Here is a 20,026-nt window from a genome sequence, read left to right on the forward strand (position 1 = left end):
CGGTCAGGCTTTGATTTCGGTCGCGGCGATCGTGTAGCGGAAGGCGTCGGGCGCCAGGTCGTCGAAGCGGCCTTCGGCGTTCTCGCCCTGCGGGTACATGAAGAAGGGCAGCGTGCCCTGCTCGGTGCGGCCGGGCAGGCGCAGGTCGTGGGCGGTGTTGTAGCCCACCCAGTTGCCTTCCCAGCTGCCGAACAGGCCCGCCATCACCGGCGCGGCCACGGCGTGCGCCGGGTCCTTGATCCACTCGGGCGTTTCCTGGCGCATCACCTTCAGCACGTCGGCCGGGTCCATCGCCACCCAGCCGTGGCCGGCCAGGAAGACCTCGGCGCGGCAGTGCTGCGCGCCCTTGAGCGACGCTGAATTGGCGCCCAGCTCCTTGTAGCCGAAGGCCGAGGGCGCGACGCGCAGGCCGTAGACATCCCGCGCCGGCACGCCGCTGGCGCGGCACAGGCCGACGAAGATGGCGTTCAGGTCGGCGCACTTGCCGCCCAGGTTGCCGCTCTCCAGCATGCTCTTGATGTCGCCGGTGCCGCAGCCGCGGGTCTTGGGTTCGCGGTAGGCGTGGGCCACCACCCACTGGTAGATGCCGCGCACCTTGTCCAGGTCGCTGCGCGCGCCTCGGGTGGCTTCCTGGGCAGTGGTCTTGACGATGCCGTCCAGCGGTAGCAGTTCAGTGGCGGCCAGCGCGCCGCGCAGCACGGCCGGGTCTTCCTTCGCGGCGCTGCGGGCCGACCAGTCCACCGCACGGCTGCGGGTGCGCACGCGCGAGGTGACGCTCACGCGCGGCCGCTCCACGCCGGGCGCGAACTCGGCGTGCAGCATGCGCACGCCGCGCGGTGCATCGGCCACCAGGCGCAGCTGGCCGGCGTTGCCGCTGAAGCGGTGGCCGTCGGTCTGCTGCCAGGGCGTGTCCAGGTCGGGCAGCGGCAGCCACAGCTTCGTCGTGCCCTTGGCGACGGGCACCTCCACGTCCAGGGTCAGGTCGAAGCTCCGCCAGTCGCCGGGCTGCGGCGCGAAGCGGCGCTCGGCGGGTTGCGCGCCGGCCAGGCAGGGGACGGCGGCCGCGGTGGCCAGAAGGGTGCGGCGGGTGAGCAGGGTCATCACAGGCTCCAGAAGGGACGATTCAGCGTTTGAGCAGCGCGGCGAAGCGCGCGCGCGCGGACGGCGCGGTCCAGTCGACCTCGCCGGTCCAGGTGCACACCGGCCGGCCATCGCGGCCGATCAGCACCGTGGTCGGGAACACCCGGGCTGCCCAGGCGCGGGCAGCGGCGCCGTCGGCGTCGCGGGCGATTGGCAGGTCCACCGGCAGCAGGGCCAGGAAGCGGTCGATCGCCGCCGGGGTTTCTCGGAAGTTGATCAGCCAGATGCGCAGGCCCTCGGCCTCGTGGCGCGCGGCCAGCAGCTCCAGCGAGGGCATCTCGCTGCGGCAGGGCTCGCACCAGCTGGCCCAGAAGTTCAGCAGCACGGGCTGACCGCGCAGCGCGGCCAGGTCCAGCCCCGGGCCGCCGTGGCCGGGCAGCACCAGCGGCGCGGGCACCGGGCGGTGGGGGGCCCAGGGCTGCGGCAGCGGGCCGTCGTCGGCGCGCACCAGCGACGGCAGCACGGCGCCCACGCTGGCGCCCAGGCCGGCCGCCAGCCAGTGGCGGCGGCGCAGGCGCGGTGGGTGGCAGGGGGCGGTGGGCAGCGGCATCGGGCCGCGAGCATAGCCGCAGTTGCCCGACGAACCGCTGCGCCGGGTCTTGAACCGGCGCTTCAGCGCCCGGGCCGGACTCTCAGCCTCTCAGAGCGTGCCCTTGATCTCCGGGTCGCGCGTGGGCACCAGGCCCAGCACCTGGTCGCCGCGGTGGCGCACGAACAGCAGGATCACGCCGCGCGTGCTGCCCGGCGCCACCGGCATCACCACCCGGGGCCGGCCGTCGAGCTCGCTGGCCAGGAAGGTGTTGGGCAGACCCTTGGAGGTGGTCAGCGTCTTGGCCACGGCGGCGAACAGCGTGGCCTCGTGGTCGTAGCGCTCCGGGCCCAGCAGGCCATCGGGCAGGTCGCGCCCGCGCGGTTGCTCCAGGCAGACGAAGTCCGAGCCATAAGCGGTGGTCAGGTCCTGCGGCGCCACCGGCTGCCAGACCTGGTCCTGGATGTGGAAGTAGGCGCAGCGCTGCATCACCGCGTCGTCCGGCGTGACCAGCGGCACGACGCTGTAGGTGATGGTGCGGAACGAGCCGTCGGGGGCGGCGCTCGGTGCGGGGTCGGGGGTCATGGGCTCTCCTGGTCAGGTCACGGTGAAGGGTGTCAGGGAAGACGGCGGGGCTGGTAGCCGCCGGCCCGCAGGCGTTGCAGGTCGGCCGCGGCGATCGGTCGCGCCTGCGCGCAGGCCTGGGCCGACAGCCAGGCCTCGAGCACGATGCCGGCCTGGCCGCTCTCGACCGCGGGCTGCAGGCGCGCGGCGGCGGCGGCGCAGGACGCCGCCGAGGGGTCCGCGCGCAGCCGGCGCAGCTGGGCGTGGGCCAGAGTGTCGGACCACTGCCACTTCAGCGGCTGGCGCGCCAGCAGCGGCGTCAGCCGCGACTCGGCCTGGTCGATCAGGCGCTGGGCGGTGGGGGTGTCGCGTTGCGCCAGCGCGGTGTCGGCCTCCAGCAGCGCGCGCCGCGCCTGCAGCGCCTGGGCCAGCGGCTCGTCCGAGTCCAGCGCCGGCCAGTCGGCCAGCAGCGCCTGGCGGGCGGCGTGGGTGGCGGCGTCGGGCGGTGCCTGCAGCAGGTGCTGGGTGTCGCCCCACAGCGCTTCCAGGCGCCAGCGCGCGGCGCTGGGCGAGGCCGCCAGCACCTGCTGCGAGGCGCGGCGCGCCTCGGCGGCGCTGCGGCGGGCTTCGTCGTGGCGGCCCAGGTCGGCCAGGCGGGCGGCGCGGGCCTGCTCGACGCGCGCCAGGTCGGCGATCCAGCTGGCCTGGCCGGTCTGCTGGCGCTGCAGCGCGTCGAGCAGCGCGCGGGCCTCGTCCAGCAGCGCCAGGCTGTCCTGCTCCAGGCCTTGCACATGCAGCACATCGGCCAGCTGCAGCAGGCCGTTGGCCACGGCCACGCGGGCTGCCGCGTCGGTGGGCGCCGCGGCCAGGCGTCGGCGCTTGTCGGCCAGCACGGCCTCGAAGGACTGCCGCGCCGGCCCCCACTGGCCGCGCTGCAGCTGCACCGCGGCCAGGCTGGCGTGGGCGTAGGCCAGTTCCTGCGCCGCGCTGGCGGCGCCGGGCCGCTGGTCCAGCCAGCGCTGCGACAGCGCGCGGTAGCGCTCCAGCTGCGCCGCCGCGGGGCCCAGGTCGCCCTGGTCGAAGGCGATCTGGCCGCGCCAGAAATGCACCGCGCCCAGCGTGGCGAACCAGTCGTCGGCGGGCACGCCGGCGGCGCCGTCCAGCGGCCGCAGCAGGTCCTCGGCGGCCTGCAGCGCGGCCACGGCGGTGGCCGTCTGGCCGCGGCCGCGGCTGCTGTCGACCTCGCCCAGCACCAGCAGCGCCTGTGCGCGGTGCAGGCGGTCCAGTGGGGCCTCGTCGGCGCCGGGCTGTTCGGCCAGCACGGTCAGGCTGCGCTCGCCCAGGCCGGCCAGGATGTCCAGCCGGCCCAGCGGGCGCAGGCGGTCGGCCAGCTCGCCCAGCATGAAGCTGCTCAGCTGCTGGCTCTGCGCCTCGCGGGTGCGGGCCAGGGCGGCGGCTTGCTCGGCGCGCTGCCATTGCCACAGGCTCAGACCCAGGCCCAGCGCCAGCGACAGGCCGACCGGGCCCACGCTGGCCGCCAGCAGCGCATGGCGGCGCAGCCACAGGCCGCTGCGGTGGCGCCAGTGGCCGCGGCGCGCGCTGACCGGGCGGTGCGCGGCCCAGTGGTCCAGGTCGTCGATCAGCGCCCGCACGCCGGTGTAGCGCTCCGCCGGGTCCTTGCGCAGCGCCTTGTCGATCACCGCGGCCAGATCGCCATTGGCCCGCCAGCCATCGGGTGCGGCGCCCGGGCCTTCGGGGTCGGGCGTCACGGCGCCCAGGCGGTGCGGCGGGTCTTCCAGCACCGCCATCTCCATCACCGGGCGCGGCTGGCGGCGCTGGCTGAAGGGCAGGGCCCCGGTGACCAGCTCGAACAGGATCACGCCCAGCGAGAACACATCGGCCGCGACCCCCACCGACAGGCCGATGATCTGCTCGGGCGCGGCGTAGCCCACGGTCAGGCCGCGGCCGGTGCTGCGCGTGAGCTCGCCCGGCTCGGCGGGATCGTCCAGCAGGGCGGCGATGCCGAAGTCCAGCAGCTTGGGCTGGCCTTCGTCGGTGATCATCACGTTGCCGGGCTTCAGGTCGCGGTGCACGATCAGCTGCGCATGCGCGGCCTCCACCGCCTCGGCGATGCGCCCCAGCAGGGCCACGCGCTGGGCCAGCGACGGGCGATGCTGGCGCACCCAGTCGCTCAGCGTGCGGCCCGGCACCAGCTCCAGCACCAGGTAGACCTGGCCCTGGGCCTCGCCGGCATCCAGCAGCCGGGCGATGGCGGGGTGGTTCAGCCGGGCCAGTGCATGGCGTTCGCGGGCGAAGCGGGCGCTCAGGCCGGGGCCGGCGCGGTCGCTGCGCAGCAGCTTGATCGCCGCCGCGCCCTGGTACAGGCCGTCCACGCGCGTGGCGCGCCAGACCTGGCCCATGCCGCCTTCGCCGATCTTCTCCTCCAGCCGCCAGGGGCCCAGGGTCTGGCCCGGCTGGGTGGACAGCTGGGGTTCTGCCAGCGCGGGCGCCAGCCACTGCTGGAAGGCGGCGGCAGGGGCCGAATCGGGCTGGGTGCGCAGGCCCTGGAACAGGCTGCGCAGCGCGTCGGCCAGGCCGGGCTCACGGGCGCACAGTGCGTCCAGCCAGGCGGCGCGCTGGTCCTCGGGCAGGTCCAGCGCCTCATCCAGCAGGGCGGACAGGCGCTGCCAGTGCGGAGGATCGATCATCAGCGCGGAATGCCGGGTGGGGCCATGGCCAGGGGGGCGTGCCAGGAGACAGACGACATTCGCCGCGTCCGTGCGACAGCCCGCGCAGCATAGCCGCCCGGTTGGCGGGCGCCCGTCAGGGGCTGTGCGGGCTGTGGATGTATCCAGTATGCTGTCCACCGATGTCGGCCAGCACTCCCGCCCTGAACCCCGCCCAGCAGGCTGCCGTGGACCACGGCGACGCACCGCTGCTGGTGATCGCCGGCGCCGGCTCGGGCAAGACGATGACGCTGGCCGCGCGCCTGGCGCGGCTGGTGCAGGACGGGGCCGATCCGCAGCGCATCCTGCTGCTGAGCTTCTCGCGCCGCGCCGCGCAGGAACTGGCCCGGCGCGCCGGCCGCCTGCTGCACCAGGCGCTGGGCCTGCCGCCCACCGCGCGCGCCCCGCTGCTGCCCTGGGCCGGCACCTTCCACGGCATCGGCGCGCGGCTGCTGCGTGAGCACGCCGACGCCATCGGCCTGCCGCCGACCTTCAGCATCATCGACCGCGGTGACGCCGAGGACCTGATGGGCCAGTGCCGCCAGCAGACCGGCGTGGCCGACCACACGACCGAGCGTTTTCCGCTGAAGGGCACCTGCCTGGCGATCTACTCGCGCGCGGTGAACAGCCGCGAGCCGCTGGACGCGCTGCTGCGCGAACACTGGCCCTGGTGCGTGGCGCACGAGGCCGCGCTGCGCCGCCTGTTTGGCGCCTATGTCGCCGCCAAGCTGGACCAGCAGACGCTGGACTACGACGACCTGCTGCTGTGGTGGCTGGAGATGCTGCAGGCCAGCCCCGAGATCGCCGCCGCGCTGGAGGCGCGCTTCACGCATGTGCTGGTCGACGAGTACCAGGACACCAACCGGCTGCAGGAAGCCATCCTGCGCGCCCTCAAGCCGCAGGGCCAGGGCCTGACGGTGGTGGGCGATGACGCGCAGGCGATCTACGGCTTCCGCGCCGCCGAGGTGCGCAACATCCTGGACTTCCCCGCCCGCTTCACGCCGCCCGCGCAGGTGGTGACGCTGGCCGAGAACTACCGCAGCACCCAGCCGCTGCTGGACGCCAGCAACGCGGTGATCGCGCTCGCCCCCGAGCGTTTCGCCAAGACGCTCTTCAGCACCCGCGCCAGCAGCGAAAAGCCACTGCTGGTGGCGGTGGACGACGAAGCCGCGCAGGCCCGCTGGGTGGCCGACGAGGTGCTGCGCCTGCGCGAAGGCGGCCTGAAGCTCAAGAGCCAGGCGGTGCTGTTTCGCACCGGCAGCCACAGCGCCGCCCTCGAGCTGGAGCTGGCGCGCCGGCGCATCCCCTTCGTCAAGTTCGGCGGCCTGAAGTTTCTGGAGGCGGCCCACGTCAAGGACCTGCTGGCGCTGCTGCGCTGGATCGACAACCCGCGCAGCCGGCTGGCGGGCTTTCGGCTGCTGACGCTGCTGCCCGGCATCGGCCCGGGCCGCGCCGCGGCGCTGCTGGACGCGATGGACGCTTCACCCGAACCCTGGGCCGCCCTGGCCGCCGCGCGCGTGCCCAGCGCCGCGCGTGCCGACCTGGCCGCCTTCGCCACGCTGTGCCAGACCCTGCGCAGCGGCCAGCGCGGCTGGCCCGACGAACTGGCGCTGGCGATCGACTGGTACCTGCCGCAGCTCGAGCGCCTGCACGAGGAAGACGCCGCGGTGCGCGCGCTGGACCTGCAGCAACTGCTGCAGCTGGCCGCCGGCCACGCCAGCCGCGAGCGCTTCGTGACGGAGCTGACACTGGACCCACCCGAAGCCACCAGCGACGAAAGCGGCCCGCCGCTGAAGGACGAGGACTACCTGATCCTCTCCACGCTGCACTCGGCCAAGGGCCAGGAGTGGCAGGCGGTGTACCTGCTGAATATGGTCGACGGCTGCCTGCCGTCCGACCTGTCCACCGGCAGCGCCCAGCAGCTGGAGGAAGAGCGCCGCCTGCTCTACGTGGGCATGACCCGCGCCAAGCGCCACCTGCAGCTGATCGTGCCGCAGCGCTTCTATGTCACCCAGCAGCGGGCGATGGGCGAGCGCCACCTGTACGGCGGCCGCACGCGCTTCATCCCGGAGGCGCTGCTGCCGCTGTTCGAGGCCGATTCACCAGCGCGCCGCGCCCGTGCGGCCGAGGCAGCGGCAGAGGCCGCCAAGGGCCCGCCCACCAGGCCGCCGCTGGACCTGCGGGCGCGGCTGCGATCGGCCTGGTGAGGCCACCCCGGGGTCAGCGCCAGGCGATGTGGGTGCTCAGGGTCCCATCGGTCTGGCGGTTGATCACCAGCACCCGGTTGCCCATGGGCATCAGATACGCTGGCCCGGCGCCCAGCGACGACCAGCGGGCCAGCGTGCGCACATGCGCGGCGTCGGTCTGGCCCGCCACCAGCGGCAACTCGGCCAGCCGGTAGAAGCGGCTGTCCTGGGTGTCCCAGCTGAACAGGCGTCCGGACTGCTCAGCGCCGAGGGCCAGGGTCTGCGCGCTGGCGCCCAGGTCCACCAGGGCGCCCCGGGCTGTCCAATCCGCACCCAGCAGCGAGCTCGCACTCAGGCGGCCCGAGCCGTCGCGCGGCACGGTGAGCTGGCTGCCCAGGTCAGCCAGGCCCAGGTGATTGAACGAGGTCTGGCACAGCAGCAAGGAGGTGCTGCCCAGGGCCTGGACCTGCATACGGCCGCTGTAGGGGCCCGCGGTTCCGCAGACGCCGTTGGTGCCCGGCAGCGGACGGAGGCTGACCAGGGGCGCCAGCGTCTGATCGGTCGGCCGGGCCTGGGCCAGTTGCCAGGCGTCGCTGCTGGCCTCCACCTCGGCAAAGCTCAGCACGCCCGCCTCTGGCGCGGCGTCCAGACGCCGGGCGCGCCAGCCCAGCGGGTTGGTGCTGGTGGCCACCCGCAGCACCGGCCCCAGCGGGACCCCACGCAGATCGAACGCACGCATGAACTGGGTGTAGAGGTCTTCAAACTGACTGTTCTGACCGTCTGGGGCGATCCAGGCCAACCACAGCGTGTTGCCCACCACGGTTGCGGTGGTCAGGACCCTGTCGTAGTCCGCTTCCAGCGGACCACTGACCAGCGCCACGCTGCCGGCATCCAGCCGCGTCTGCCCGGTGGTGTCCAGCCTCAGCAGGCGGCTGCCGCGGCTGGAGGAGAGCACGGTCAGCAGGGCATCGGGCGTGGCCAGCAGCTGAACGTCGACGACGGCGTTGCCGGGCTCCAGGATGTCCTGGCTGCGGAACACCGCGGTCTTGATCACCTGTCCGCGCGCATCGAGCTGGCTGAAGGCCAGACCTTCTGACGCCCTGCGGCCCGGGATGCTGGTGGCCACCACCGCGTGGCTGTCCCAGGCTGCCGCGGCGCGGGGCTCGGGCAGGGTCTGTCCCGCCACCGGCGAGCCGCTGGCGCCAACCTGGACCTGCAGCGGCGTGTAACCCAGGCCGGTGTCGAGCGCATCCATCGTCACCAGCACCTCCTCGGCCTGGGCGCGGGGGATGGAGCCGGGCAGATCGAGCGTTCGCCGGACCAGACCCAGTCCCGGTGCGTACCACTCGGAGACCGTGGCCGAGACGACATCGCTGGTCGAGCCGTCGCTGCTGTAGCGGGCACGCAGCCGGATCTCGGTGTCCACACGCACGGCCTTGACGTCGCTGCGCTGCGGCAGATCGATCGTGTCCTCGGACTTCACCAGGGTCCAGATGGCCACATCCATCTGGTCATTCAGCTTGTCGCCATCCAGATCGGTGCCCACGTCGGTGTAGCGCTTGTCGATGGCAACATGCCGCTCGCCAAGCCGCACCGGTGAGCTCAGCAGCACCAGCTCGAAGGGGTTCTGCGGGCCGCCGTCGGTCCAGGGCATGCTGGTGTTCATCGTGACCCGGCCGTTGGCCACGACGACCGGATCGGCCGTGGCCGGCCCCTGGCCCAGGTCATTGCTGGCCTGGTCCAGCAGACGCGTGCCGCTGACGCTTTGCGTGACGGTGTTGTCGTACTCGGTGGTCGCGCCCGAGTTGATCGTGCGGCCCCGGTAGACGCTGACCGTGCCGTCGCGCAGCGGGCGCAGGACGGTGGCGTCGACATGCAGGGTCGCGCCGACCGCCGGCGCAGTGGGCAGCAGGCCACTGGTCGTGTCGCCTGGCGGCGTCACAGGATCCGAGCCACCGCCTCCACCGCCACCGCCTCCGCAGGCCACCAGGACTGCGCAGAGCACAGTCACCCCTGCCCGGCGCGCCGCGCGCCATCCTGTCCATCGCATCATGTCTCCCCCTGTTGTTTGTCAGGTCGATGTGCCGTCGATCATAAGTGAGCGCGCCATGGACCTAGACTAGGGCCATGATGCAGATCGAGTTCGTCTCCGACATCGTGTGCCCCTGGTGCGCGATCGGCCTGGCCTCGCTGGAGCAGGCGCTGGCCCAGGTAGGCCCCGAGATCGGCCCGGTATCGCTGCGCTTCCAGCCCTTCGAGCTGAACCCGCAGATGCCGCCCGAGGGCGAGGAGATCGCCGGGCACCTGTCACGCAAGTACGGCCGCAGCCGCGAGGAACTGGCCGGCGCCGCGCAGATGATCCAGCAGCGCGCCGAAGCGCTGGGCTTTCCGATGCGCACCGCCAACCGCACCCGCATCTGGAACACCTTCGACGGCCACCGCCTGCTGCACTGGGCCGGCACCGTGGGTGAGACCGAACAGAAGGCGCTGAAGCAGGCGCTGCTGCTGGCCTACCACCGCGACGGCCTGAACCCGGCCGACCCGGCGGTGCTGCGCGCCGCCGCGGCCGAGGCCGGGCTGGACGCCGCCGAGGCCGCCGCAGTGATCGACGATCCGCAGCGCTACGCCGCCGAGGTGCGCCAGGAGCAGGCGCTGTGGCAGCAGGCCGGCATCCACTCGGTGCCCGCGGTGGTGATCAACCGCCAGTACCTGGTCAGCGGCGGGCAGCCGCCCGAAGTGTTTGCGCAGGCGCTGCGGCAGGCGGCCGGGGCGGCCGCGGCCTGAAGCCGGCACAGACAGGCGGCACCTCGTGACACGATGGTTGAGCGCCGTGATGGCCTGGTCCCTGTCCGCCGCCGTGTGCGCCCAGGAACCGTCGGATCTGGCCCGTCGGGCCCTGAGCGAAGCCGTCGCAGCACGCACCGCGACCGTGGACCACATCGCCACCATTGGCGGCTACGAGTACGAGGTCTACGTCGACCGCAGCGTGGTGCCGCCGGTGGCGGTGGCCACGATCACCTCGGCGTCGATGGACCGCCTGCTGGCCACGCCGCAAAAGGGCATGGCCGAGCGCATGACGGCTCAGCACGACCGCGTCTCGCGCTATCTGGCCACACTCACGGGCAGGCCGGTGGTCAAGCGCTGAGCTTCAACCTGCCGCATCCTTGCGCATCGACCCCGCCACCAGATCAAACCGGAACATCCGGCACTCGATCGGACCGTTCCACATCGGCACGCGGCGGCTTTCCTTCAGGCGCATCAGGCTGGGGGTCTTGGCCTCGGGGGTGAGGACCCAGGCGGTCCAGCCGGTGTAGGCCTTCTTCCAGTGGGCGGCCAGGCGGGCGTAGAACTCGCCGGCGTCGGCGGCGCCTTCGAAGCGCTCGCCCATCACCTCGCCGCGCACGCCGCCGGTGCCCTGGCCGGAACCCTTGGGCGCAATACGCTCGCCATAGGGGGGGTTCATCACGATGGTGCCGGCCTCGGCGGGGGCGGGGCGCTGCAGCGCGTCGGCGGTCTTGAACTCGATGGCGTGGGCCACCCCGGCGCGCTCGGCGTTGCGGGTGGCGAAGTCGGTCATGCGAAAGCTCACGTCGCCGGCGTAGATCTTCACCGCGGGCGCGTGGACGGCGGCCTCGGCGGCGCGCTTCATCTGGCCCCAGGTGCCCAGCAGCGGCTTGAAGGGCAGCAGCTTCTCGAACGCGAAGCGGCGCTGCCCGCCGGGGGCGATGCCGCAGGCGATCTGCGCGGCCTCGATGGCGATGGTGCCGGCGCCGCAGCAGGGGTCGAGCAGCGGGCCGTCCTGTTCGCGGCCTTGCCAGCCGGCGGCGGCCAGCATGGCGGCGGCCAGCGTCTCCTTGAGCGGGGCTTCGCCCTTGGCCTCGCGCCAGCCGCGCTTGAACAGGGCTTCGCCGGACAGGTCCACGCTCAGCTGCGCATGCTCGGGGCCCAGGTGCAGCACCAGCGACAGGTCGGGGAAGCGGGTGTCGACGCTGGGGCGCTCGCCGGTGGCGTCGCGCAGCGCGTCACACACCGCGTCCTTGATCTTCAGGCCGGCGAAGTTCAGGCTGTGCAGCGGGCTGCGCCAGGCGCTGGTGTCCACGCGCAGCGTCTGCGCGGGGGTGATCCAGCGGGTCCAGTCGACCTGGCGGGCCAGGTCGTACAGATCACGCTCGTCGCGGTAGACGCCGCCGGCCACCTGCCACAGCACGCGCTGGGCCAGGCGGCTGCCCAGGTTCAGGCGCAGCGCGTCCTCAGGCGTGCCATCGACGAAGACGCCGCCGCGGCTGGCCTCCACATTCGTGCCCTCGGGCAGCAAACGCGCGCATTCATCGGCCAGCAGCGGCTCCACCCCGGCGGCGCAGGGCAGGAACATCACGCCGGGGCCGAGGGCGGCGGCCGGCGCGTCGCTGCGGGTGACGCGGCGGGGGGTGTTCACATGGCTTTGCGCAGGTTGGCCGGCGCAATCTTCAAGGCTTCACGGTACTTGGCCACGGTGCGGCGCGCCACCTGGATGCCCTGCTCTTCCAGCATGTCGGCGATCTGGCTGTCGGACAGCGGCTTCTTGATGTCCTCGGCGGCGACGAACTGCTTGATCAGCGCCCGCACCGCGGTGGAGCTGGCGTTGCCACCGGCGTCGGTGTTCAGGCTGGAGCCGAAGAAGTACTTCAGCTCGAAGGTGCCAAAGGGCGTGGCCATGTACTTGGCGGTGGTCACGCGGGAGATGGTGGATTCGTGCAGGCCCAGCTCGTCGGCGATCTCGCGCAGCACCAGCGGCTTCATCGCGATCTCGCCGTGCGTGAAGAAGGCCTTCTGGCGCTCGACGATGGCCTGGCTGACGCGCTGGATGGTGTCGAAGCGCTGCTGGATGTTGCGGATGAACCAGCGTGCTTCCTGCAGCCGCGCCGACAGGTTGCCGCCGCCGCGCTGGCCGCGGATGGCCTGGGCGTAGAGCTCGCTGACGCGCAGCTTGGGCATCACGTCGGGGTTGAGCGTGACCTTCCAGTTGCGGCCGCTCTTCACGACGATCACATCGGGCACCACGATCAGGCTCTCGGCCGGCGAGAAGGGCCGGCCGGGCTTGGGCTCGCAGGCCACGATCAGCGCCTGCGCGGCCTTGACGGTGGGCTCGTCGGCGCCGGTGGCGCTGGCCAGCTTCTTCAGGTCGCGCCGGGCGAGCAGCTCGAGGTGGCTGCGGGCGATGGCCATCGCGCAGTCGCGCGCCGGGCCCGCGGGGCGGTGGCGCAGCTGCAGGCACAGGCAGTCGCCCAGGTTGGCAGCGCCCACGCCGGCGGGCTCCATGCTCTGCAGCCAGGCCAGGCCGCAGCGCAGCTGGTCCAGCAGCTCGTCGCGGTCGTCCAGGTCACCCAGGCCCAGGCTGTCGGCCACGCGCTCGGCGATGTCCTCCAGCGTGCCATCCAGGTAGCCGTCCTCGTCGAGCGACTCGATCAGCACATGCACTGCGGCGGCGTCCTGCGGCGACAGGCGCATGCCCAGCAGCTGCTGGCGCAGGTGCTCCTGCAGCGTGGGGCCGCTGACGCTGCGCTCCTGCGGCTCGAAGTCGTCGTCGTTGCCCTGGCCGCTGCCGGTGCCGGGGGTTTCGCGGATGCCGTCGAAGTCGTCGCGCTCGGTGCCGTTTTCCCAGTCGTCGCGCTCGGTGGTGCCGAAGTCGGCGCTGTCCACCCCGGCGGACTCGTCGCCGCCTTCACCCACCGAGGCGCCGGCGCTGTCGGCCTCTTCGCGCTGGCTGGTGCTGCTGGCGCGGTCCACCGAGGTGAATTCGAAGCCGGGCCCTTCGTCCTCGGTTTCGAGGAAGGGGTTCTGGTCGAGCATCTGCTCGACCTCCTGGTGCAGCTCCAGCGTGGACAGCTGCAGCAGGCGGATCGACTGCTGCAGCTGGGGCGTCAGCGCCAGGTGCTGCGAGAGGCGGACCTGCAGGGTCGGTTTCATCGCGCTCGCCGCTCAGCCGGGATGACGGGCAGGGAATACAGCAGGGCCGTCATGGTCACATTCTGAAGTGCTCGCCAAGGTAGACCCGGCGCACGTCCGGGTTCTCGACGATGTGGGCGGGCGTGCCCTCGGCCAGCACGGTGCCGGCGCTGATGATGTAGGCGCGGTCGCAGATGCCCAGGGTCTCGCGGACGTTGTGGTCGGTGATCAGCACGCCGATGCCACGGGCCTTGAGGAACTGGATGATGCGCTGGATCTCGATCACCGCGATCGGATCGACCCCGGCGAAGGGCTCGTCCAGCAGGATGAAGCGCGGCTGCGTGGCCAGCGCGCGGGCGATCTCCACGCGGCGGCGCTCGCCGCCCGACAGCGCCGGGGCCGGCGAGTCGCGCAGGCTGGTCAGGCTCAGGTCGTTCAGCAGGCCGTCCAGGCGCGACTGGATCTCGCTGTCCGACAGCGGCTTGCCGTCGGCGCCGTACTGCAGCTCCAGCACCGCGCGGATGTTCTCGTCCACCGTCAGCTTGCGGAAGATCGAGGCCTCCTGCGGCAGGTAGGACAGGCCCATGCGCGAGCGCTGGTGGATCGGCTTGCGGTGCACCGGCTCGCCGTCGATGTGGATCTCGCCGGCATCGCAGCGCAGCAGGCCGACCACCATGTAGAAGGTGGTGGTCTTGCCGGCGCCGTTGGGGCCGAGCAGGCCGATCACCTCGCCGGCGCCCACCGACAGGTGCACGTCCTTGACCACCACCCGCGCGCCGTAGGCCTTGCGCAGGCCGGTGGCCTCCAGACGGCTGACGCTGGCAGCGGCGGCCGCCATGACCGGAGCGACCGTGGTCAACGCGGGGCCTCGGGGTTGTCGGCGCGTGGCACGAACACCAGGCGCGGGCGGCTGGACGCCGCGGTGCTGCCGGGGCTGCCGCCCTCGAAGGTGAGCGTGTCGGCCGGCTGGTCGTAGACGATCACGGCCGCGGTGGCCTCGTCGGCCGGCTGGCCGGCGCGCAGGATGCGCATGCGGGCCTCACCGACCAGGCGGATGCGGTCGGCGCCGCCGTCGTACTCGATGCGCAGCGCCTGGGCCTCGATGACCTCGTCCACCCGGTCGCGCTTCTGGCGGAAGGTGGCGGGCTGGGCGGCGCTGCCCAGCGCGGTGGCGCTGAAGCGGCCGGGCGCGTCTTCGCGCACGTCCACCTTGTCGGCCTTGATCTGCAGCGTGCCCTGGGTGATCACCACGTTACCGACGACGGTGGTGGTGCGCTTGCTCAGGTCCACCGAGGCGGCCTTCTTGCCGTCGCTCTCCACCACCAGCGGCTTGGTCCGGTCGGCCCGCTCGGCCCGGGCCGGCACGCAGGCCAGCAGCGCCAGCGCGGCGATCAGACAGAGGGGAGGGCGGCGGGACATGGCTGCGGCACGGAAATTGCAGACCATTCTACGGCCCCGGCACCCGAGCGCCAGCCCGTTGGCACGAAAAAGACAGCCCCAGCGGGGTCAGTGCGCCAGCCTGGGGCTCAGCGCGGGCGTCGCACGGCGTGCACCGGGCCCCGGCGGAGGGGTGACGCCGCGCAGCGGCCAGCCCAGGGGGTCAGGTCTTGGTCTTCCGGGCTTGCGCGACCAGGTAGTCGGCCACGGCCAGCGCCTTCTCGTGGGTGCCGGCGGTCGAGCCCGAGGTGGTCCAGCGGCCCTGGATGGCCAGCATCGGCACGCCGTCGACGCGGTAGGCCTCCATGGTCTGCTTGGCGGCGCGCACCTTGCCGGCCACCGAGAAGGACTTCATGGTGTCGAGCAGCTTGGCGCCGTCCAGACCGTTGGCGGCGCCCCAGGCGGCCACGTCCTCGTCCTTGAGCAGCATCTTGTGCTCGACGTGGATGCTGTTGAAGGCCTTGGTGTGCAGCGCTTCCAGCTGGCCCAGCGCCTCCAGCGCGTAGTACAGGCGCTGGTGGATCTCCAGGTTGGGGCGGAAGGCCACCGGCACGCGGCGGAAGGCCACGTCGGCGGGCTGCTTCTTGACCCAGGCTTCCAGCGCCGGGTCGAACTGGAAGCAGTGCGGGCAGCTGTACATGAAGAATTCCAGCACCTCCACCTTGCCGGGCACCGACACCGGCACCGGGCTGGCCAGGCGCATGTAGTGGGTGCCCTCGACCGGGCCGCCCTGGGCCTGGGCCAGGCTGGTGGTGGCCACACCGCCAACGGCCACCAGGGCCCCCGTGAATTCGCGCCGGTTCAGCATGTCGTTCGTCCTGTGTGCTGCCAAGGAAAGTGAGGTGTCAACGCCTGGTGCGACCGTGGCGATGACCGGAAGTTCAATCGGTGCCCGCCGGCGGCCTCAGTGCGGACGCTCCAGGCGCACCAGCACGGCTTCTGCGCCGCCGGCCTTCAGGCGGTCCTGCAGGGCCTCGGCCTCGGCGCGGGTGTCGTAGGGGCCCAGGCGCACGCGGTGCACGGTGCGGCCGCCCTGCTCACGCTCGGTGACCTTGGCGGTCATGCCCTGCATGGCCAGGCGGGCGCGCTGCTGTTCGGCATCGTCGGCGTTGGAATAGGCGCCGGCCTGCACGAAGTAGACGAACGGGTCCTTGGACGCCGCGTCGGTGCCCGCGGGGCTCTGGCCGGAGAGGATGGCGGCCGGGTCGCGGCCCGGCTTGGCCGGCTCGGCCGCGGGGGCGGTCGGGCTGGGCGCCGACGCGGCAGCGCGCTTGTCAGGCACCACGGCCGGCGCGGCCGGCGCCGTGGCCGGGGCGCTGGCCGCCGGGGCCGCCGCGTCGTTCACCGGCTTGCCGGCCTGCTTGCCGGCCAGCGGCGCGTTCGGGTCCCAGTTGCGGTTGCGCTCGATTTCGGCGGCGTCCTGCTCGGGCGTGCGGTGCGGCACCTTCTCGACGAAGGGCACCGGCACCTTGGCGATGTACAGCGCCACCAGCAGCGCCAGACCCAGGCCGATCAGCAGGCCGATGATGATGCCGACGAAGGTGCCGCCGCGCTGGGCGCCGGCCGGGGGGGTGCGGTTCATGCGGTCTCCGGCGCGGCGTCGCGCGACATTTGGTCAGGGGCGCCCACGCCCAGCAGCGCCAGCGCATTGCGCAGCACCTGGCGGGTGGCGGCCAGCAGGCCTAAGCGGGCGCGGGCCAGGGCCGCGTCGTCCACCAGGAAGCGCTCGGCGGCGTAGTAGCTGTGGAAGGCGGCAGCCAGGTCGCGCAGGTAGAAGGCCACGTCGTGCGGGGCCAGGTCGCGCGCGGCGCTGGTGAGCATGCCGGGGTAGTCGGCCAGCTTGAGCATCAGCGCCAGCTCGGTGGGGGCGGTGAGCAGCGACGGGTCGGCGCCCTCGGGCGTCAGGCCCTTGTCGGCGGCCTGGGCCAGCACCGAGCAGATGCGCGCGTGCGCGTACTGCACGTAGAAGACCGGGTTCTCGTCGTTCTGCTTCAGGGCCAGGTCCACATCGAACGTGAACTCGGTGTCGGCCTTGCGGCTGATCAGGAAGAAGCGCACCGCGTCCTTGCTGGTCCAGTCGATCAGGTCGCGCAGCGTGACGTAGCTGCCGGCGCGCTTGCTGATCTTCACCTCGGCGCCGTCGCGCACCACCCGCACCATGGTGTTGAGCACGTAGTCCGGGTAGCCCTGGGGAATGCCCGCGCCCACGCCCTGCAGGCCGGCGCGCACCCGGGCGATGGTGCCGTGGTGGTCGGTGCCCTGGCAGTTGATGACCTTGCTGAAGCCGCGCTCCCACTTGGTCACGTGGTAGGCCACGTCGGGCACGAAGTAGGTGAACGAGCCGTCGGACTTGCGCATCACGCGGTCCTTGTCGTCACCGTCGTCGGTGCTGCGCAGCCACAGCGCGCCGTCCTTCTCGTAGGTCTTGCCGGCGTCCACCAGGCGCTGCACCGTCTGCTCGACGCGGCCGCTGGTGTAGAGGCTGCTTTCCAGGAAGTAGCTGTCGAACTGCACGCCGAAGGCCTGCAGGTCCAGGTCCTGCTCGTGGCGCAGGTAGGCCACGGCGAACTGGCGGATGCCGTCCAGATCAGCCGGGTCGCCCGAGGCGGTGAAGGCGCGGTCGTCGGCCGTCACCGTCTTCTTGGCCAGGAAGTCGGCGGCGATGTCGGCGATGTAGTCGCCGTTGTAGGCGCTCTCGGGCCAGCCGTCGTCACCGGGCTTGAGGCCCTGGATGCGGCACTGGGTGGAGGTGGCCAGCGTGGCGATCTGCACGCCGGCGTCGTTGTAGTAGAACTCGCGGGTGACGTCCCAGCCCTGGGTCTCGAAGAGGTGGCACAGGCTGTCGCCCAGCGCGCCCTGGCGGGCGTGGCCCACGTGCAGCGGCCCGGTGGGGTTGGCCGAGACGAACTCGACCATCAGCTTGCGGCCGTTGGCTGGCTGGCGGCCGAAGGCGCTGCCGGCGGCCAGCACCTCGGCGACGACGGCCTGCTTGGCGCTGTCCTTCAGGCGCAGGTTGATGAAGCCCGGGCCGGCGATCTCCAGCGCCGCCACCCAGCGCTCGAACGCGGGCTGGGCCTTCAGCGCGGCGATCAGCTGCTCGGCCAGCGCCCGCGGGTTGGCCTTCAGCGGCTTGGCCAGCTGCATGGCGGCGGTGATCGCTAGGTCGCCGTGGGCGGCCTGCTTGGGGGATTCGAAGACGGGGGTGAGGGCGGCGTCGGGGGCCAGCTGCGCGACGGCGGCGGCCAGCGCGGCCTGGAGCTCTGCCTTGGCTTGGATCATGGGCCCGATTCTACGGTTGGGGGCCCCGCCCGATCTGGCGGGTCGGCGCCCGGCTGTTCGCCGCTTTGCCGCCGCGCGGCCCGGGCACCATGGGAGCGCCGTTCGTACCCCGGGACCGGGGGCGGGCTGCGCCCGCCTTGCCGCCTGCCCTGCCGCCGCCGTGTCCGACCTTTCTGATCTGTCCCGCCATCTGGAATCCACCGTGCCGCAGGCCCGGGAGGGTGCGCTGCGGATGATCGGCAAGTACAAGGTGATCAAGAAGCTGGGCGAGGGCGCCACCAGCGAGGTCTTCCTGGCCTGGGACGAGTTCCACCAGCGCGAGGTGGCGATCAAGCGCACCCTGGCCCTGGCTGGCCGCAGCGCCGCCGAGCAGCATTTCGCGGCCCACTTCTTTGCCGCCGAGGCCGCGCTGGTCGGCCGCCTGAACCATCCGAACGTGGTGCAGCTCTACGATGCCGTGGAGGAGCCCGACGGTCGCGCCTACCTGGTGATGGAGTACGTGGCCGGCGACACGCTGCGCGGCCACTGCGCGCCCGACCGCCTGCTGCCGCTGGAGCAGGTGGTGGAAATCGGCTTCAAGTGCGCGATGGCGCTGGACTACGTGTGGCGCCAGGGCGTGATCCACCGCGACGTCAAGCCGGCCAACATCCTGACCGTCGAGGAAGCCGGCGAGCTGACCGACATCAAGCTCACCGATTTCGGCAGCGCACTGAACCTGACCAGCGACCGCACCCAGGTGCACCGCGTGGGCTCGCTGGCCTACATGTCGCCCGAGCAGCTCGATGGCGCCACGCTGGACTGCCGCGCCGACATCTATTCGCTGGGCGCGGTGCTCTACCACCTGGTGGCGGGCCGGCCGCCCTTCGAGGCCGAGTCGCAGGGCGCGCTGCTGAACCTGATCTGCCATGTGCCGCCCGAGCCGCTGACCGGCTGCCGCGCCGGCGTGGGCGAGGAGCTGTCGCAGGTGATCTGCGGCGCGCTGGCCAAGTCGCGCGAGGACCGGCCGGCCAACTGGCAGCTCTTCGCGCAGCAGCTCTCGGCGCTGATCGTCAACCACCAGGTGCCGCGCGGCCGGTTGCAGCAGGTGATGGACTCGGAGCGCTTCAACCTGCTGCGCGGGCTGGAGTTCTTCACCGACTTCGGCGACGTGCAGCTGTGGGAGGTGGTGCGGCGTGCGCGCTGGCAGCGCTTCCACTACGGCCACCGCATCTACAAGCGCGGCCAGCAGGGGCGGCAGTTCCACATCATCGCCCAGGGCGAGGTCGAGGTTTTCCGTGAAGGCCAGCGCGTGGCGCGCCTGGGTGCCGGCACCTCGGTGGGCGAGATGGCCTACCTGGCGCCCAGCCCCGAGCTGCGTCGCCACGCCGCCGACGTGATCGTCAGCGAGCCCTGCACGACGATCTCGTTCACCCCCGATGCGCTGGCCGAGCTCAGCACCGAGACCCGCCACCGCTTCGACGGCGCCTTCATCAAGGTGCTGGTGCGCCGGCTGCACGCCGCCCACGAAGCGATGGCGCATCCGCGCCGCATCCTGTAGCCGGGCGCCGACACCCGGGCGTCGCATTCAACGCATCCCCCCGTCGGGGGCTTGTGTTGTCCACCGAGGAAGCGCAACCTGCGTTGTGAACCCAGGTACCCCGGCCAGTGTGACCGGGGACCGGTTCACCCACCACGCATCTGCACACCTTGCTAGGAAGGACCCCATGAAGCATCTGTTCACCGCCATCGCGCTGGCCGCCTGTGCCTTCACCGCCGCTGCCCAGAGCGCCGCGCCCGCGTCCGGCCCGTCGGCTGCCCAGACCGCCCAGCGCAACAAGATGAGCGAATGCCATCAGCAGGCCGGCGACAAGAAGGGCGACGAGCGCAAGGCCTTCCTGTCCGAGTGCCTGAAGGCCCGCAAGGACAAGCACACCGCCCAGCAAGAGAAGATGAAGACCTGCAACGCCGACGCCAAGACCAAGGCGCTCAAGGGCGATGAGCGCAAGGCCTTCATGAAGGACTGCCTGGGTAAGTAAGGCCCCCACGCTCCCTGCCGGTCGCGCCTGGCAGGCCGCGCCGGACCAGCGGTCCGGCCCCTCGACAGGCGCCAGTGGTCCTCAGGACCACTGACGTCCGGTCTCGGCCCCCCAAGGGGGCTCATGCAGCGGACCGGCAAAGCCGGATCCGCGCATGGACCTGGATTGGGGTCCTGCCTGGATCTATCGAAGCCCGGTCTCTGGCCGGGCTTTGTTGTGTCTGGG

General features: G+C 72.3%; 17 protein-coding genes. 5 read left to right on the plus strand and 12 right to left on the minus strand.

The features are described 5' to 3' along the window. Positions 1-3: 3 nt before the first annotated feature. The 4 genes from KAK03_RS19565 to KAK03_RS19580 all read right to left on the minus strand — a co-directional run bounded on the left by KAK03_RS19565 (position 4) and on the right by KAK03_RS19580 (position 4,941). Positions 4-1,101, minus strand: a complete 1,098-nt coding sequence (locus KAK03_RS19565; protein WP_210856392.1) for a transglutaminase-like domain-containing protein — start codon at positions 1,099-1,101, stop codon at positions 4-6. Between the two features lie 22 nt (positions 1,102-1,123). Beyond that, positions 1,124-1,690: a TlpA family protein disulfide reductase gene (locus KAK03_RS19570; RefSeq protein ID WP_210856393.1), complete on the minus strand. Its 567-nt coding sequence runs from the start codon at positions 1,688-1,690 to the stop codon at positions 1,124-1,126. 90 nt (positions 1,691-1,780) lie between these two features. Then, the gene (locus KAK03_RS19575) at positions 1,781-2,254 is read right to left on the minus strand and encodes a hypothetical protein (RefSeq protein WP_210856394.1); all 474 of its coding nucleotides are present in this window, start codon (positions 2,252-2,254) and stop codon (positions 1,781-1,783) included. Between the two features lie 32 nt (positions 2,255-2,286). Beyond that, entirely contained in the window at positions 2,287-4,941 is a 2,655-nt protein-coding gene (locus KAK03_RS19580) for a serine/threonine-protein kinase (protein ID WP_210856395.1), read from the minus strand. A gap of 161 nt (positions 4,942-5,102) precedes the next feature. Between KAK03_RS19580 and KAK03_RS19585 the strand changes: the two genes are divergently transcribed. After that, positions 5,103-7,166 carry an ATP-dependent helicase gene (locus KAK03_RS19585; RefSeq protein ID WP_247661293.1) on the plus strand — a complete coding sequence of 688 codons (2,064 nt, stop codon included), beginning with the start codon at positions 5,103-5,105 and terminating at the stop codon, positions 7,164-7,166. Between the two features lie 13 nt (positions 7,167-7,179). Here KAK03_RS19585 and KAK03_RS19590 read toward each other — a convergent pair whose 3' ends face one another. Continuing rightward, positions 7,180-9,087, minus strand: a complete 1,908-nt coding sequence (locus KAK03_RS19590; RefSeq protein WP_210856397.1) for a hypothetical protein — start codon at positions 9,085-9,087, stop codon at positions 7,180-7,182. Between the two features lie 185 nt (positions 9,088-9,272). Here KAK03_RS19590 and KAK03_RS19595 point away from each other — a divergent pair, with 185 nt between their 5' ends. After that, a complete protein-coding gene (locus KAK03_RS19595; RefSeq protein WP_310738672.1) occupies positions 9,273-9,929 on the plus strand; it encodes a DsbA family oxidoreductase in 657 nt (218 codons plus the stop codon). Positions 9,930-9,978: 49 nt separating this feature from the next. Next, positions 9,979-10,290, plus strand: a complete 312-nt coding sequence (locus KAK03_RS19600; RefSeq protein ID WP_210856398.1) for a hypothetical protein — start codon at positions 9,979-9,981, stop codon at positions 10,288-10,290. A 3-nt stretch (positions 10,291-10,293) separates the two neighbouring features. On the opposite strand, the gene KAK03_RS19605 is transcribed toward KAK03_RS19600, so the two are convergent. From KAK03_RS19605 to argS, 7 genes are all read right to left on the minus strand, one after another. Beyond that, positions 10,294-11,517 (minus strand): THUMP domain-containing class I SAM-dependent RNA methyltransferase, encoded by a 1,224-nt coding sequence (locus KAK03_RS19605; protein ID WP_210856417.1) that lies wholly within the window; start codon positions 11,515-11,517, stop codon positions 10,294-10,296. Positions 11,518-11,576: 59 nt separating this feature from the next. Then, positions 11,577-13,091 (minus strand): RNA polymerase factor sigma-54, encoded by a 1,515-nt coding sequence (locus KAK03_RS19610; RefSeq protein ID WP_210856399.1) that lies wholly within the window; start codon positions 13,089-13,091, stop codon positions 11,577-11,579. A 55-nt stretch (positions 13,092-13,146) separates the two neighbouring features. Then, positions 13,147-13,908 (minus strand): LPS export ABC transporter ATP-binding protein, encoded by a 762-nt coding sequence (lptB, locus tag KAK03_RS19615; protein ID WP_210856400.1) that lies wholly within the window; start codon positions 13,906-13,908, stop codon positions 13,147-13,149. A gap of 17 nt (positions 13,909-13,925) precedes the next feature. After that, on the minus strand, positions 13,926-14,489 hold the full coding sequence (lptA, locus tag KAK03_RS19620) for a lipopolysaccharide transport periplasmic protein LptA (protein ID WP_210856401.1): 564 nt from the start codon (positions 14,487-14,489) through the stop codon (positions 13,926-13,928). A 181-nt stretch (positions 14,490-14,670) separates the two neighbouring features. Further along, positions 14,671-15,315, minus strand: coding sequence for a thiol:disulfide interchange protein DsbA/DsbL (locus KAK03_RS19625; protein ID WP_310738673.1), 645 nt, complete (start codon positions 15,313-15,315; stop codon positions 14,671-14,673). Positions 15,316-15,411: 96 nt separating this feature from the next. Next, on the minus strand, positions 15,412-16,089 hold the full coding sequence (locus KAK03_RS19630) for an SPOR domain-containing protein (protein WP_210856402.1): 678 nt from the start codon (positions 16,087-16,089) through the stop codon (positions 15,412-15,414). Next, complete coding sequence (gene argS, locus KAK03_RS19635; RefSeq protein WP_210856403.1) at positions 16,086-17,786, minus strand: arginine--tRNA ligase; 1,701 nt, start codon at positions 17,784-17,786, stop codon at positions 16,086-16,088. Before argS ends, KAK03_RS19630 begins: the two co-directional genes overlap by 4 nt. Positions 17,787-17,946: 160 nt before the next feature. Here argS and KAK03_RS19640 point away from each other — a divergent pair, with 160 nt between their 5' ends. Next, on the plus strand, positions 17,947-19,323 hold the full coding sequence (locus KAK03_RS19640) for a serine/threonine-protein kinase (protein ID WP_310738674.1): 1,377 nt from the start codon (positions 17,947-17,949) through the stop codon (positions 19,321-19,323). A gap of 166 nt (positions 19,324-19,489) precedes the next feature. Next, positions 19,490-19,801, plus strand: a complete 312-nt coding sequence (locus tag KAK03_RS19645; protein WP_210856404.1) for a PsiF family protein — start codon at positions 19,490-19,492, stop codon at positions 19,799-19,801. Positions 19,802-20,026: the final 225 nt, after the last annotated feature.

This window comes from Ideonella alba, from assembly GCF_018069845.1.
Taxonomy (GTDB): domain Bacteria; phylum Pseudomonadota; class Gammaproteobacteria; order Burkholderiales; family Burkholderiaceae_C; genus Ideonella; species Ideonella alba.